Origin of the sequence: Limnochorda sp., from assembly GCF_047459355.1 — a bacterium.
In the GTDB taxonomy this organism is placed as follows: Bacteria; Bacillota; Limnochordia; order Limnochordales; family Limnochordaceae; genus Limnochorda.
Map to the genome: position 1 here is coordinate 1 of NZ_VSCV01000009.1, position 13,399 is coordinate 13,399.

Consider the following 13,399-nt stretch of genomic DNA (forward strand, 5'->3'; position numbering starts at 1 on the left):
TCGCCGGGCTTGCGGACCCGCCAGTCTTTCCGGGTGAAGGGCACCTCGACCCGGAGCCAGTGCCTCTCCGGAACGCGTACCGGGATGCAGGGGTGGGCGAAGCTGCCCCCCTTCCACCAGACGGTGAGGGCGGAGTCGAGACAGTACTGGCCTGGCTCGTGGTACTGTTGCTTCCCAGCGGGGTTGCGTCCGGTGCGGAGACGGAAGGTGAGGCTGGCCGATGCCCCACTGGGCAGGTCGCCGACGGACCAGAGGACCTGAGTGGCCCCCCGGCCTTGGCCGAGCCGGCGGACGTCCACGTGGCCCCGGGACCCCATGACGGACCGGGGGTCGATCTCCAACTCGGCCCCGTAGTTGTTCCGCAGGGCGACCTGCCGGACCGCGGCCAGGGAGGTGTTGGTCACCGTCCAGACGACCTGCCACTCCACCTCTTCACCGAGGGGGACCAGCCAGAAGCCGTCAGCGTCTCGGACCACGCCGTCGGTGACCGCCTCGATCTCGTAGGTGACGACCAGGGGATGGGAGGCGGCCCCGGCCGGCACGGTGAGGAGGAGGCAAAGGAACGCGGCCCCCACCATGCCCAGGAGGTGTCCTGGAATCCTGCGTCCCTTGCCAGCCATGCGGCTCACCCTCTCCCCGTGCTCCCAGCCGTGGGCAAGTATAGGGAAAGGGCGCCGGAGGCGACAATCGGCCAGGGGAGCACACCCCCTGGTCCCAGGGCCCTTGGCCGCCAGGACAACAAACTGACGTTCGATTGGGAGGCGATCGAGGGGGTCTAGGAGAGCTGGGGCTTGACGAGCCCGCAGCGGACCGCCAGGAGGGCGGCTTGGGTCCGGTCCTCCACGCCCAGCTTCTGGAGGATCCGGGAGACGTGGGCTTTGGCGGTGCGGGTGGAACAGTGGAGGGCGGCGGCGATCTCCTTGTTGCTCAGTCCCTGGGTGAGAAGGGCCAGGGTTTCCAGCTCCCTGGGGGTCAGGGCCGTCCGGGGCCCTGTCGGCCGGGGCACCCAGGCCTGGAGGAGGGAGGAGACCAGGTGGGGGGCGGCGGCGGGGTGGAGGTAGGTCTCCCCCCGGCCGACGGCCCTGATGGCCCGTTCCAACTCGTGGGCGACGTGGTCTTTCCGCAGGTACCCCCTGGCCCCGGCCTCCAGAGCCCGCAGGGCGTAGGGCTCGTCGGGCAGGACGCTGACCACCAGAACCCCGCCGGTGAACCCCCGGTGGATGAGGCCCCGGGTCAGGTCGAGGCCGTCGGCGGTCCCCAGCTGGAGGTCGACCAGCACCACCCGGGGCTGGAGGGCGAAGGCGTGCTCCAGGGCGGCTTCGGGCGAGGCGGCCTCGCCCACCAGGCGGATGCTGGGAGCCAAGCTCTCCAGGAGGCTCCGGTAGGCGTGGCGGGCCAGGGGATCGTCCTCCACAAGGAGGACGGTGGTGGGCAGGCTGGTGGCCACAACGGTCACCTCCCAGGCACGGGGCCGCCAGCCCAGCCGGGTGAGCCGCGGCCGCCTGAGCCGCGCCCGGGCCCCTGGACCTCCCGGGCGGCGAGAAGCGGGGTGTGCCCCAAACTGAGCACAACGTGGCCCCGAAATCGTTTCAGTCTTCGGATGAATCCCGTATTGGGAGTCTACGCCGGGACCCCGGGCCCCTCCTCCTCCGGCGGACGTTTCTGGGAGAGGCGGGCTGGGGGACGGAAAGGCCAGCGGAGAAGGGCGGGCCCGCCAGGGCCCGCCCCGCCTCAACCTGGAACGCCTCGGGCTAGAAGCCGATGGCCAGGCCGCCGTAGAAGCCCGAACGGGTCACATCCCGGCTGATGGCGCCCTGGAAGGCCACGGCCCGGAGGGTGTCGGCCCGGTAGCCTGCCTGGAGGGAGATGGTGGGGGAGAGGAAGTACCGGGCCTGGAGGTCGTAGCCCAGGAAGAAGAGCCGGTGGGGGTCCATGGCGTTCATGGTCTCGTCGGTCCACCGGGCCCAGGGTGTGGCCCGCAGGCTGGCCCCCACCGCCAGCTGGTTGGTGACAGCCAGGCGGGTCTCCAACCCCAGCCCCCAGCCGGCCGCCTCAAAGGGGATCTGCTCGTCGGCCCCGTCGGTGGCCCACTGCCAGGAGACCGCCTGGTGGATCAGGCCCAGGGCGACGGGCCAGGGGCTCAGGCCGGCCCACGCCTCGGCCCGGAGCAGGTGGCTGGCGGGCCGGGACGGATCCCGGTCGGCGGGAATCCGGTTGGCCTCGGTGACCAGGCGGAACTCGGTGCCCGGGGCGAGGCTCAGGGCGGTGGTGATGGCGGTCGTCTCCAGGGGGACATCGAAGGACGCGGTCATGCCGTCCACGTTGGAGCGGTAGCTGTCCACCAGCCGGTCTTGGCCCCGGTTCACCTCCATGAAGGAGCTGACCGCGCCAGCCTGGGGCGTTGCCGCGGCGAGGAGCCCGGCCACCAGCAGGCAGACGGTGAGGATCCGGAGCCCAGGCCCGGGCTGGCCGGTCCGGGGCAGGCTCCTGGTTTCGGGCGCCGTGGTGCGCATGGGTCACCCAACCTCCTTTGGGCTTTCGGCCTCAGAATTGGTAGGCCAGGCCGAGGGTGTACCCGCTCTGCTGGTACCCCCGCTCCTGGAGGCCCTCAGCCGGGTTGGGAATCTCGGTCTGCTCCTGGCGGTACCCGGCGTGGGCCTCCAGCCCCCGCCAGAGGTTGAGGCTGGCGCCTACCTGGAACTGGGTGTAGGTACCCTGCCGGGTCTGGCCCGCCTCCAGCACCTCCGCCTGGGGCACGTGACGGACGGAACCCTCGAGGCGGACCCGCTTCGAGAGGTTCACCCCACCGGCCACCAGGCCACCCAAGCCGGTCACCGTCACCGGCGAGTCCTCCCCTTCGGGAAGGACCGAGTGGACATAGGTGGGCCCGACGGCGGCCCCCAGGAGGGGCAGGCGGTAGGTGGCCTCCACCCGGTAGCCGGGCACGGGCCAGGTCGCCGCGCCGTCGGCCAGCCCGTCGACGGTCTGGGCCACCTGGTCGGGGGTGGTGGCCAGTTCACCGGCCACCGTCAGCCGGGGGGTGAGCTCCAGGCCGAACTGGGCCAGGAGCTGGGGCGCGGCCTCGCTGGTCCGGGTGATCTGGCTGCCCGCCCGGTCCTCCCGGGCCAGGCGGGACAGCCAGTATTCCATGGAAAGCTCTGGGCTGACGGCGAGGACTGCGGGTGCCCGCAGGCTGTAGGCCAGCGCCAGGGCCATGAGGGCGAAGAGAAGACGGCGGATACGTTGGAACACCTGGTACACCCCTTCTGCGGCATAGATCTGTTCCATGTGGTCGCTCGACTTCAGGTGCGACGTGGGGGTACCGGGACGGGAGCCGCCTGCGGGCAGCCCCCCGGTACGCATGTGCAACCGAAGGCACAGACGCCTTCTCTTGGCATGGAAGGGCCTCCTGCCGGGGAGTCCTGGTGAGGCAGGGAAGACCTGGATGAGGGCGAAGCAGGCCCTGGAGGCGCCCAGCGGTCCGGAGCGCGGTTTGGCCGGGGAAGGAGGGCGGGCGCGGTGGAGCGACCGGTGATCGGGCTCAGCTGCGGACGGCGGGAGGACCAGAGCCAGGCCTTTCTTCATGTGGCCTACCTGGAGGCGGTGGCGGCGGCCGGCGGCCTGCCCGTGGTGCTCCCGCCCTTGGAGCCCGGGGGGCTGGACCTGGCCCAGGTGGCCGCCGCCCTCCTGGCCCGGGTGGATGGGCTGCTCTTGACGGGCGGCGATGACCTGGATCCCCGGCACTACGGCCAAGAGCCCGACCCCCGGCTGGGCTGGGTGGATCCGGATCGGGACGCGCTGGAGCTGGCCTTGGCCCAGGAGGCCCTCCGGCGCCGGACGCCGCTCCTGGCCATCTGCCGGGGTGTTCAGGTGCTCAACGTGGCCGCCGGGGGCGACCTCCACCAGGATCTGGGCGAGGTCGCCCGCCTCCAGCACAGCCAGCGGGCGCCCCGCTGGCACCGGAGCCACCCCGTTCGGGTCCACCCCGGCTCCCGGCTGGCCCAGCTCTTGGACACGCCGGGCGGTGAGGTGGTTGTCAACAGCTTCCATCACCAGGCGGTCCGCCAGGTGGCCCCCGGGTTCCGGGCGGTGGCCCACGCCAGCGACGGGGTGGTGGAGGCCATCGAGCGGGCTGGGGAGGACCACTTCTGCGTGGGGGTCCAGTGGCACCCGGAGCACCTGGTGGGCCGGTGGCCCGAGCAGCGGGGGCTCTTCCGGGGGCTGGTGGAGGCGGCCCGGGTTGCGGCGGCACCGCACCGCGGTGAGAGGGGCATCATTCCGTAAGAGGAAGGGGGTTCCGGGTGGAGCGTTGGACGTGGCGAAGCACCAGCCCTGAGGAGACCCTGGCCCTGGGCCGGTGGCTGGGCGAGCGGGCCCAAGCGGGGGATGTCTTCCTGATGGAGGGGGATCTGGGGGCGGGCAAGACCCTGATGACCAAGGGGATCGCCCTCGGCTTGGGGATCGACCCAGAGCAGGTGACCAGCCCCAGCTTCACCCTGATGCAGGTCCACCACGGGCGGCTCCCCCTGTACCACATGGACCTCTACCGCCTGGAGCGGGCGGCCGACGTGGAGGCCCTGGGGCTGGAGGAGTTTTTGGAGGGGGACGGGGTGGCCGTCGTCGAGTGGGCGGCCCACCTGCCTGAGGGCCTCCGGCCCGAAGAGGGGCTGGTGGTGCGCCTGGACGTGGTGGACGAGCAGGTCCGGGCGGTGGAGCTGGTGGCCCGGGGCCGCCGCATGGAAGGGCTCCTGGGCCAGCTGGCCATGGGTGAGGGGGTTCAGCAGGGACCGGATGACGAGCAGCGAAAGGAATAATCTTCCAAGGAGCCGGCCCCGCCGGTACGTGCTGGGGCTGGAGAGCTCAGGGCGCCTGGGCGGCGCGGCGGTGGCCGAGGTGGTGGAGGAGGGGATCGTCCTCCGGGCCGAGCAGTTGGCCGGTGTGGAAGCGACCCACTCGGAGCGGCTGATGCCCGCCCTCCAGGCGGTGATGGCGGCGGCGGGGGTGGAGCCCCATCAGGTGGCCGCGGTGGCCGTCAGCCAGGGCCCCGGTTCCTACACAGGGATCCGCATCGGCGTCATGACGGCCAAGGCCTTGGGCTTCGCCTGGGAGGTGCCGGTGGTGCCCGTCCTCAGCCTGGAGGCCCTCGCCTGGCAGGCCCGGGCGGTGCCCGCGGCGTGGTTGCTGCCCGTCCTGCCCGCCCGGCGGGGCGCCTACTTCGGGGCCCTGTACCGGCCTGGGGACGGGGAGCCCGCCCAGTGGGAGCAGCCCGTGCCGCCGGGCCGCTGGACGCCCCAGGAGCTCCTGGCTCCCCTGGTGGAGCGACCGGGCCGTGTCTGCCTGGTGGGGGAGGGGGCCGAGGGCTTCCACCAATGGCTCGCCTCGGAGGCAGGGGCAGCCTTCCGGGACCGGGTGATCCCCGCCCACTGGAGCCTGGACCACCTCCGTCCGGGGGCGGTCGCCCTCTTGGGGGCGCGGCGCTGGCGGGCGGGCCAGGCCCAGGATCCCATGGAGGTCCTGCCCCGGTACTTGCGGGAGACGGAGGCGGAGCGCCGGGCGGCCGGCGGGGACGACGAGGGGCGGAAAGGCGCAGGCTGAGGGGACGTCCCGAGGAAGGAGGAGCCCGGCCAGGGCTTGGGGCTGGCCGGCACAAGGATGGCGACAGAAGCCAGAGAGTCCTTCGAGGTCGTTGTTGAACCCATGCGCCTGCGGGACCTGGGGGATGTGCTGACCATTGAGCGGCTCTCCTTTCCCACCCCCTGGTCCCGGTACGCCTTCCTCTCGGAGCTCTTGGAGAATGACCGGGCCTACTACCTGGTGGCCCGGCTGGTGCCTCCCGTGCCGCCCCGGCCCCGGCGGGCCCGGCCTGCGGGGTACGTGGGGGTTTGGCTGGTCCTGGACGAGGGGCACGTGACCAACGTGGCCGTCCACCCCGATTACCGGGGGCTGGGCATCGGCCGGAAGCTGATGCTGGCCGTGGAGGACCTGGTGCGGCAGAAGGGCGGCAAGCGGATGACCCTGGAGGTCCGCCGGAGCAACCTGATCGCCCAGAACCTCTACCGGAGCCTGGGCTACCGGAGCGCTGGCGTCCGCCGGGGATACTACCGGGACAACAACGAAGACGCCTTTATCATGTGGAAGGACTTGTGAATGGCGAAGGACCGGCGAGTCGGCCGCACGCCAAGCCGGCCGGCGGGAGGACGTGAGGGAGCGGTATGGCGGGGCTTGCACGAGACGGATTGATCCTGGGCATCGAGACCAGCTGTGACGAGACGGGGGCGGCGGTGGTGGCGGGGGGGACCCGCCTCTTGAGCAACGTGGTCGCCTCCCAGGTGGAGATCCACCGGCGCTTCGGCGGGGTGGTGCCCGAGATCGCCTCCCGGCGCCACGTGGAGACCCTCCTGCCCGTGGTCCGCCAGGCCCTGGATCAGGCGGGCCTCGCCTTGAGCGATCTGGACGCGGTGGCGGTCACCCAGGGGCCGGGCCTGGTGGGGGCCCTGCTGGTGGGGATCGCCGGCGCGAAAGCCTTGGCCTACGGGGCGGGGCTTCCCTTGGTGGCGGTCAACCATATCGAAGGCCACATCTACGCCAACCGGCTGGATTTCCCCGAGCTGGAGCCGCCCTTCCTCTGCCTCATCGCCTCCGGGGGCCACACGGAACTCCTGGAGGTGGTGGACTGGGGCGTCTACCGCCGCCTGGGCAAGACTCGGGACGATGCGGCGGGGGAGGCCATCGACAAGATCGGCCGGGCCATGGGGCTCGCCTACCCGGCGGGGGCCGAGCTGGACCGCCTGGCCCGGGAGGGCGACCCCGAGGCCTTCAGCTTCCCCCGGGCCCTCAGGGAGGGGTTCGATTTCAGCTTCAGCGGGCTGAAGACGGCCGCGCTCACCCTCTGGCGCCAGCTCCAGGACCGAGAGGAGGTGCCCCTGGCCGACTTTGCCGCCAGCTTCCAGGAGGCGGTGGTGGGGGTGCTGGCCGAGAAGACCCTGGCCGCCGCCCGGGAGGTGGGCGCCCAGGCCATCGCGGTGGCGGGCGGGGTGGCGGCCAACAGCCGCCTCCGCCAGCTCCTGAGTGAGGGGGCGGCGGCCCTCGGCGTGCCCTTCTACGTCCCCCGGCCCGCCTTCTGCACCGACAACGGGGCCATGATCGCGGCGGCCGGCTACGTGCGCTGGCAGCGGGGGGAGCGGGCAGGCCTCGACCTGAATGCCGTGCCCAACCTCAGCTTGGACGGGTAGGGGGAAGGGTCTGGCGGCGGGCGGGGCGCTGGCGGGCGGCGCGACCCGCGGCCGGGGCGGCCCCCAGCCGGTGGCGCCGGCGTCCCTTCCAGCGCCAGAAGAGGCTGCCATCGGCCCGACGGAGGAGCTGGAGGGGACCCAACTGCACCAGGGGCCGGTAGAACGGGAGCATCCGGGCCCCGAGCCTGACGGGCAAGCGTGGGAGGCGCCCCTTGGGCTTCCGATCGGTGGGCAGGGAGGAGACCTTGGACTGCACGGCGCGTGCCCCCTTCGCAAGGCGTGGCGGGCGTGCCTGATGTGGGCCTCATTATAGCAACGCGCGGCGCTGTCCGTCAATTCGGACAAAGGGTGACCAGGCTCGGGAAGGCCGGGCAGAGATCCGGGTCAAAAGGGCCGGCGCGACGGGGAGGGACGGCTGGGTTCCATCTCAGCATGCGGGGAGGGTCGCGCAGGTGCGACGAGCGGCGCGGATGCAGGTGGTGGGAACGGAGACGGCCTTCGAAGTGCTGGCCCGGGTGGCGGAAGCCGAGCGGCAAGGGCGGAGCATCGTCAGCTTCTGCATCGGCGAGCCCGACTTTCCCACCCCTGAGGCGGTGAAGGAGGCGGGGATCGAGGCGATCCGGCGGAACGAGACCCATTACAGTCCCTCCGCCGGGATCTGGCCCCTGCGGGAGGCGGTGGCGGTCCACGTCACCCAGACCCGGGGCGTGCCCGTGGCGCCGGAAGAGGTGGTGATCACCCCGGGCGCCAAACCCATCATCTTCCACAGCCTCCTGGCCGTCGCCGGCCCTGGTGACGAGGTGGTCTACCCCAATCCGGGCTTCCCCATCTACGAGTCGGTCATCCGGCTGGTGGGTGCCACACCCGTCCCCCTGCCCTTGCGGGAGGAGGCAGGCTTCTCCTTCACCCCTGAGGACCTGGAGGCCCGGGTGGGGCCGCGCACGGCGATGGTCATCATCAACTCGCCCCATAACCCCACGGGGAGCGTGGTCTCCCAGGAGGCCCTGGAGGCCCTGGTCCGCCTGGCCCAGCGGTACGATTTCTGGATCCTGAGCGACGAGATCTACAGCCGCATCGTTTACGACGAACCCCACCACTCGCCCTATGCCCTGCCGGGGGCCAAGGAGCGGACTATCCTCTTGGACGGCTTTTCGAAGGCCTACGCCATGACGGGCTGGCGGATCGGCTACGGCGTCATGCCCCAGGCCCTGGCCGAGGACGTGGCCCGGTTGGTGACCAATGCCGAGTCGTGTACGGCCACCTTCACCCAGCACGCCGCCCTGGCCGCCCTCACGGGGGACCAGGAGCCCGTCCGGCAGATGGTGGAGGCCTTCCGGGCCCGGCGGGACCGGATGGTCCAGGGCTTGAACCGGATCCCGGGGATCCGCTGTCCTGTGCCCCAGGGCGCCTTCTACGTCTTTCCCAACGTGACGGAACTGGTTCGGGCCAAGGGGTTGAAGTCGGCCCGGGATCTCCAAGAGGCGCTCCTGGCCGAGGCGGGGGTGGCCGTCCTCAGCCGGAGCGCCTTCGGCACGCCCGCCCCCGAGGAGGACCAGGAGTACCTTCGGTTGAGTTACGCGACGTCGATGGAGCAGATTGAGGAGGGGTTGCTCCGCTTGGAGGCCTACGCCCGCTCGGACGGCTGAGGTCGGGCGGCGGGCCGGCCGGGGAGGTGAGGCCGGGGGTTGATGGCTCGGCGGGGCGAGGGAGGAAGCAGGCAGCCGGGGCCTGGGGCCCCGGCTGCGGGGAGGGGCGACCCTCCTCCCAGGAGGCGCGGGGAGGGGCTAGCGGGCGAAGAGGTGGTTGCCGATCTGGGTGGTGGTGGGTCGGCTCCACATCCAGGGGTTGACGGGCACCGAGGGGTTCCAGAAGAAGAGCGCGCCGTAGGTGGGGTCCCAGCCGTTGGCCGCATCCTGGGCGGCCTTGTAGGCCGTCGCGGAGGGCTGGCGGCGCCAGATCAAGCCGTTGGAGACCGATTCGAAGGCGCCCCGCTCGTAGACCACCCCGGGGATGGTCTTGGGGAACCGGCCGTCCTCCACCCGGTTGAAGACCACAGCGGCCACGCCCACCATGCCCGCATAGGGCTCACCCTGGGCCTCGGCCTCGATCAGGCGGGCCAGGAGGTCGTGGTCACTGGCACTCATGCGGGCGGTGCCGCCGGAGCCTGGGATGGTGAGGGTCTGGCCCGGGTAGATCCAGGTGGTCCAGACGTTGCTCGCCCGCTGGATCTCCGCCACGGTGGTGCCGTGACGCTGGGCGATGAGCCAGAGGGTGTCGCCCGGCCGGACGGTGTAGGTGGCCGCCGCCGCCGGAAGGCTGGCGACCAAGGCGAGCAACGCGCCGAAGGCGATGGAGCGCACAAGGTTCATCAGGTCATCTCCTTCTGCGTCTGTGCATGCTGCCTGGCAGCATGAACGGTGCAAAAGATGCCAGCCCTGCCCAGAGATGGGCGGGCTTGTCCCCAGCATAGTTGAGCCCGGGTGGGCCGTCCCCGCTGGAAATCCTCTCTGGAGCGGGTGAGGCTGGCTGGGAGGCCCTGAGACGGCGAGAACTGAAAAGGGTCCCAAACGGATCCCAGGATTCGCAGGCGGAGGGTGTGCTGGGCGAGATTCCCGGCAGAGGGTCGCCTGGGCAAGATGGCCGCCGGATTCGGAAAGGAGCGAGGAGCATGGTCCGGGTGATCACCGTGGCCAACCAGAAGGGCGGCGTGGCCAAGACCACCACCGTCCTCAACGTGGCGGCCGCCTTGGCCGAGGGCGGGGCCCGGGTGCTGATGGTCGACCTGGACCCCCAAGGCTCCCTTACCCTCGCCTCGGGGTTCGCCCCCGACGCGCTGGAGGTCAGCCTCTACGATGGGCTGCTGAAGGAGGTGCCGGCCGAGGCGTTTCTCCTCCCCACCGCCTTCGGCCCCGACCTCCTCCCCAGCAACGTGGACCTCTCCCTCGCCGAGATGGAGCTGATCAACCTGGTCGCTCGGGAGCGGCGGGTGGCGGCCCTGCTTGCCCCGCTCCGGGACCGGTACGACTGGGTCCTCATCGACTCCCAGCCCAGCCTGGGCCTCCTGACCATCAACGCCCTGGCCGCGTGCGACCAGGTCCTCATCCCCGTCGCCTGCGAGTACCTCTCCCTGCGGGGCGTGGAGGTGCTCCTGCGGATGATGGGCAAGGTCCGGGTGCGGCTCAACAGCCGGCTCCGGGTGGTGGGGATCCTCCCCACCCTGTACGACACCCGCACTCGCCACGCCCGGGAGAGCCTGGAGGCGATCCACCGCCACTTCGGCGGCGAGTATCCCGTCTTCCCCCAGGTGGTCCCCCGGAGCATCCGCTTCTCCGAGGCGGCCCAGGCCGGCCAGCCCATTCTCGCCTTCGCGCCGGGCAACCCGGGGACGGAGGTCTACCGGGAGGTGGCGGCGGAGCTGGCCCGGCGGGCCCCGGGGACCCCCGAAGAGGGCAGCCCACCGGGCGCCCTGCGCCGCCTGGGCCCCCTTCCGGAGCCGACGGCCGAGAGCGATGCCGGCGCCCGGTGGAAGGCCCGGGTCTGGGGGACGGCGGGTCCCATGCGGAATCTCCCGCCGAAGCAGCTGAAGCCGGGGCCGGATGGGTGAAGGAGGCGGACATGGTGAGGGTGGAGGTAGCCTTCCGAACGGAGGAGGCGGGCCCGCCCAACCCCGATGGGGTGGCGGTGGTCATCGATGTCCTGCGGGCGACCACCTGGGTGGCAACCGCGCTGGAGCGGGGCGCCTGGGGCGTCCGGCCCGTGCGGGAGGTGGAGGCGGCCCGGGCATTGGCCCAGAGCCTCCGGGAGGCGGGCCAGGGGGTGCTCCTGGCCGGCGAGCGGGGGGGCCTGCCGCCCCAGGGGTTCGATCTGGGGAACTCGCCCGCGGAGCTGATGGGCCTGGAGCTTCGGGGCCGGCGGCTGGTCTTGACCACCACCAACGGCACCCGGGCCCTGGAGGCGGTGGCGGGGAGCGGGGAGGTGTTGGTCACCTCCTTGCGCCACGGGGAGGCGACGGCCCGGTACTTGGCCCGGCGAGGCCGGCCCGTCCGGCTGGTCTGCGCCGGGACGGAAGGCCGCCTCTCCCTGGAAGATCTCCTCGCGGCCGGGTGGGTCGTCCGTCACCTCCAGAGGCTGGGGGTCCAGCTCCAGCTGGCCGACACCGCCCGGGTGGCGGAGGCGCTGGCGGTGGCCTGGGAGGGGCGGGAGCTGGAAGCCCTGCGGGCCGCGGAGCACGGCCAGTACCTCGTCGGGTTGGGCTTCGCCCAGGATTTGGCTCTGGCGGCTCAGCGGGACGTGTGGCCGGGGGTGATCCGCCTGGAAGATGGCTGGCTGCGGCCGGCTCGGGAACCGATTTGAACCTTCCGGGGGGCCTGTCCGTATCCCCTGATGGGGAGGAGTGCCGGTGCGAGGTCCCGACCGGTCAACCTGGTGGCCCGCGAGTGGTGCTGCTCCTCCGGAGATGAGGAAAGGCTACCCGAAGGAGGCGACCAGGTGATCCGCGTCGTGACCGACAGCGCGTCGGACCTGCCCCCTGAGTTGGCCGACGCCGAGGGGATTGAAGTGGTCCCCCTCTACGTCACCTTTGGAGGGGAGACCTACCGGGACGGGGTGGATCTGAAGCCCCAGGAGTTTTTCGCCCGCTTGCGGGCCAGCGACGAGCTGCCCACCACCGCTCAGCCCACACCGGGGGACTTCGTGCGGGCCTTCGAGCGGCTCGCCTCCCAGGGGGCGACGGGCATTGTGGTCCTCACCCTGAGCAGCGGGATCAGCGGCACGTTCAACTCGGCCCTCCAGGCCGCCCGGATGTGGAAGGAGCGGGCGGTGGAGGTGATCGACAGCCGGACGGCCCTTATGGCCCAAGGGTTTGGCGCCCTCGCCGCCGCCCGGCTCGCCCGGGCCCAGGCCTCCCTGGAAGAGGTGGCCAACGAGGCCCGGCGGGTGCTGAAGCGGACCCGGCTCCTGGCCGCGGTGCCCACCCTGGAGTACCTGCGGCGGGGCGGGCGTATCGGCCGGGCGGCCGCGCTGGTGGGCAACCTTCTCCAGATCAAGCCGGTGGTGGGCGATCAGGACGGAGTGGTGACCCCGGTGGCCCGCCTGCGGACCTGGAAGCGGGCCCTGGGCTACATCATGAACCGGGCGGTGGAGGAGCTCACCCCCGGCCAGGGCCGATTGGCGGTGATGCATGCCGACGCCCTGGAGGATGCCCAGAGGGTGCTGGAGCAGCTGGTGGAGCGGGTGAAGCCGGTGGAGACCATCCTCACCGACTTCTCCCCGGTCTTGGGCACCCACTCGGGCCCTGGGGCCATCTGTGTGGTCTATTACCAGTAGGGGACGGCCGGGGCACGCCTTGGCCCGGGTCCGGATTGGGGGGGTCTGGTCCGGACCGGTCCGGCGCTCGGAGAGTGCCGGACCGAGGCTGTGCCCATCCAGGTTGGGTCTAGATCCAGTCGGTGTCAGAGACGACCATGGCCAGACGCTCCAGCAGGCCCATCAGGAGCTGGCGGGTCTTCCGGGAGACGCCGTCCAGGAGCGCGAGGCGGATGGCATCAGCCACAACCATGAAAGCCTCCACCTCACCCACCAAGGTGAGCCCCTCGCTGGTCCGCAAGGCGGCGGCCACCATGCGCGCCCCCTCCGGGGCCATGCCCGGCATGAGGGCAACCAGGGCCTGGAGCTCGTCCTCGGTGACCACCAGCCAGAAGGAGGCCTCCTCCGGCAGGGGCCGCTGGGGGAGGCGGAGGTCCCAGGGGGTGCCGTGCCAGTCGCGGATGACGCCCTGGTCACCGCACTCGATGCACTCCCAGCGGATTTCCCGGGGAATGTCGAGCCGGACGATATCCAGATACCCGGGGCACCGCCGGCGGTTGGGCCGGCGCCGGCAACGGATGGCTGAGGGGATGATGGGGCCGGCCGGGTAGGCCTGGGCAGCGGCCACGATCCGGCCCAGGTAGGCGGCAAACCGGGCTAAGGGCCCCATCTCCGTGGACCCGCTTTCGTCCACGTACTCCCGAAGGCTGATCACCGTCATGCTCCCCACCACCGTTACCGCCGGGAGAGGCCCGCGCCGAGCGCCCTCGCCCCTTGGCACGTGTTGCAGTGTAGCCGATTCGCCACGAAGGGCGGCTCCCCTTCCCGAAGTTGGCAACGGCCCGGTGGTGGCCGCCCAGGTG

15 protein-coding genes are annotated in these 13,399 nt (G+C 71.8%); 9 read left to right on the forward strand and 6 right to left on the reverse strand.

What is annotated here, in order from left to right; all coding sequences use genetic code 11:
- The 4 genes from FWJ67_RS05015 to FWJ67_RS05030 all read right to left on the reverse strand — a co-directional run.
- On the reverse strand, positions 1-620 hold a 620-nt coding region (locus FWJ67_RS05015), incomplete at its 3' end, for a hypothetical protein (protein ID WP_414482608.1).
- Between the two features lie 155 nt (positions 621-775).
- Positions 776-1,447 (reverse strand): LuxR C-terminal-related transcriptional regulator, encoded by a 672-nt coding sequence (locus FWJ67_RS05020; protein WP_414482609.1) that lies wholly within the window; start codon positions 1,445-1,447, stop codon positions 776-778.
- A 304-nt stretch (positions 1,448-1,751) separates the two neighbouring features.
- Positions 1,752-2,513: a hypothetical protein gene (locus tag FWJ67_RS05025; RefSeq protein WP_304171227.1), complete on the reverse strand. Its 762-nt coding sequence runs from the start codon at positions 2,511-2,513 to the stop codon at positions 1,752-1,754.
- A gap of 31 nt (positions 2,514-2,544) precedes the next feature.
- A complete protein-coding gene (locus tag FWJ67_RS05030; RefSeq protein WP_304171229.1) occupies positions 2,545-3,252 on the reverse strand; it encodes a hypothetical protein in 708 nt (235 codons plus the stop codon).
- 267 nt (positions 3,253-3,519) lie between these two features.
- On the opposite strand from FWJ67_RS05030, the gene FWJ67_RS05035 reads away from it, so the two are divergent.
- The 6 genes from FWJ67_RS05035 (at position 3,520) to FWJ67_RS05060 (ending at position 8,878) form a co-directional block, all read left to right on the forward strand.
- Entirely contained in the window at positions 3,520-4,284 is a 765-nt protein-coding gene (locus FWJ67_RS05035) for a gamma-glutamyl-gamma-aminobutyrate hydrolase family protein (protein WP_304171231.1), read from the forward strand.
- Between the two features lie 17 nt (positions 4,285-4,301).
- Complete coding sequence (gene tsaE, locus FWJ67_RS05040; protein WP_304171233.1) at positions 4,302-4,814, forward strand: tRNA (adenosine(37)-N6)-threonylcarbamoyltransferase complex ATPase subunit type 1 TsaE; 513 nt, start codon at positions 4,302-4,304, stop codon at positions 4,812-4,814.
- Positions 4,792-5,595, forward strand: a complete 804-nt coding sequence (tsaB, locus tag FWJ67_RS05045) for a tRNA (adenosine(37)-N6)-threonylcarbamoyltransferase complex dimerization subunit type 1 TsaB (RefSeq protein ID WP_304171235.1) — start codon at positions 4,792-4,794, stop codon at positions 5,593-5,595. The genes tsaE and tsaB overlap by 23 nt, the downstream gene beginning before the upstream one ends.
- A gap of 102 nt (positions 5,596-5,697) precedes the next feature.
- Positions 5,698-6,147: a ribosomal protein S18-alanine N-acetyltransferase gene (rimI, locus tag FWJ67_RS05050; RefSeq protein ID WP_304171237.1), complete on the forward strand. Its 450-nt coding sequence runs from the start codon at positions 5,698-5,700 to the stop codon at positions 6,145-6,147.
- 65 nt (positions 6,148-6,212) lie between these two features.
- A complete protein-coding gene (gene tsaD / locus FWJ67_RS05055) occupies positions 6,213-7,232 on the forward strand; it encodes a tRNA (adenosine(37)-N6)-threonylcarbamoyltransferase complex transferase subunit TsaD (protein WP_304171239.1) in 1,020 nt (339 codons plus the stop codon).
- 452 nt (positions 7,233-7,684) lie between these two features.
- Positions 7,685-8,878: a pyridoxal phosphate-dependent aminotransferase gene (locus FWJ67_RS05060; protein ID WP_304171241.1), complete on the forward strand. Its 1,194-nt coding sequence runs from the start codon at positions 7,685-7,687 to the stop codon at positions 8,876-8,878.
- A gap of 138 nt (positions 8,879-9,016) precedes the next feature.
- Here FWJ67_RS05060 and FWJ67_RS05065 read toward each other — a convergent pair whose 3' ends face one another.
- Positions 9,017-9,601, reverse strand: coding sequence for a cell wall hydrolase (locus FWJ67_RS05065; protein WP_304171243.1), 585 nt, complete (start codon positions 9,599-9,601; stop codon positions 9,017-9,019).
- 299 nt (positions 9,602-9,900) lie between these two features.
- Here FWJ67_RS05065 and FWJ67_RS05070 point away from each other — a divergent pair, with 299 nt between their 5' ends.
- The 3 genes from FWJ67_RS05070 (at position 9,901) to FWJ67_RS05080 (ending at position 12,557) form a co-directional block, all read left to right on the forward strand.
- Entirely contained in the window at positions 9,901-10,836 is a 936-nt protein-coding gene (locus tag FWJ67_RS05070) for a ParA family protein (protein WP_304171245.1), read from the forward strand.
- Positions 10,837-10,850: 14 nt separating this feature from the next.
- Positions 10,851-11,585, forward strand: coding sequence for a 2-phosphosulfolactate phosphatase (locus FWJ67_RS05075; RefSeq protein ID WP_304171247.1), 735 nt, complete (start codon positions 10,851-10,853; stop codon positions 11,583-11,585).
- Positions 11,586-11,720: 135 nt separating this feature from the next.
- Entirely contained in the window at positions 11,721-12,557 is an 837-nt protein-coding gene (locus FWJ67_RS05080) for a DegV family protein (protein ID WP_414482610.1), read from the forward strand.
- A 109-nt stretch (positions 12,558-12,666) separates the two neighbouring features.
- Here the strand turns inward: FWJ67_RS05080 and FWJ67_RS05085 are convergent, their stop codons facing one another.
- Positions 12,667-13,257: a hypothetical protein gene (locus FWJ67_RS05085; protein WP_304171251.1), complete on the reverse strand. Its 591-nt coding sequence runs from the start codon at positions 13,255-13,257 to the stop codon at positions 12,667-12,669.
- Positions 13,258-13,399 lie beyond the last annotated feature (142 nt).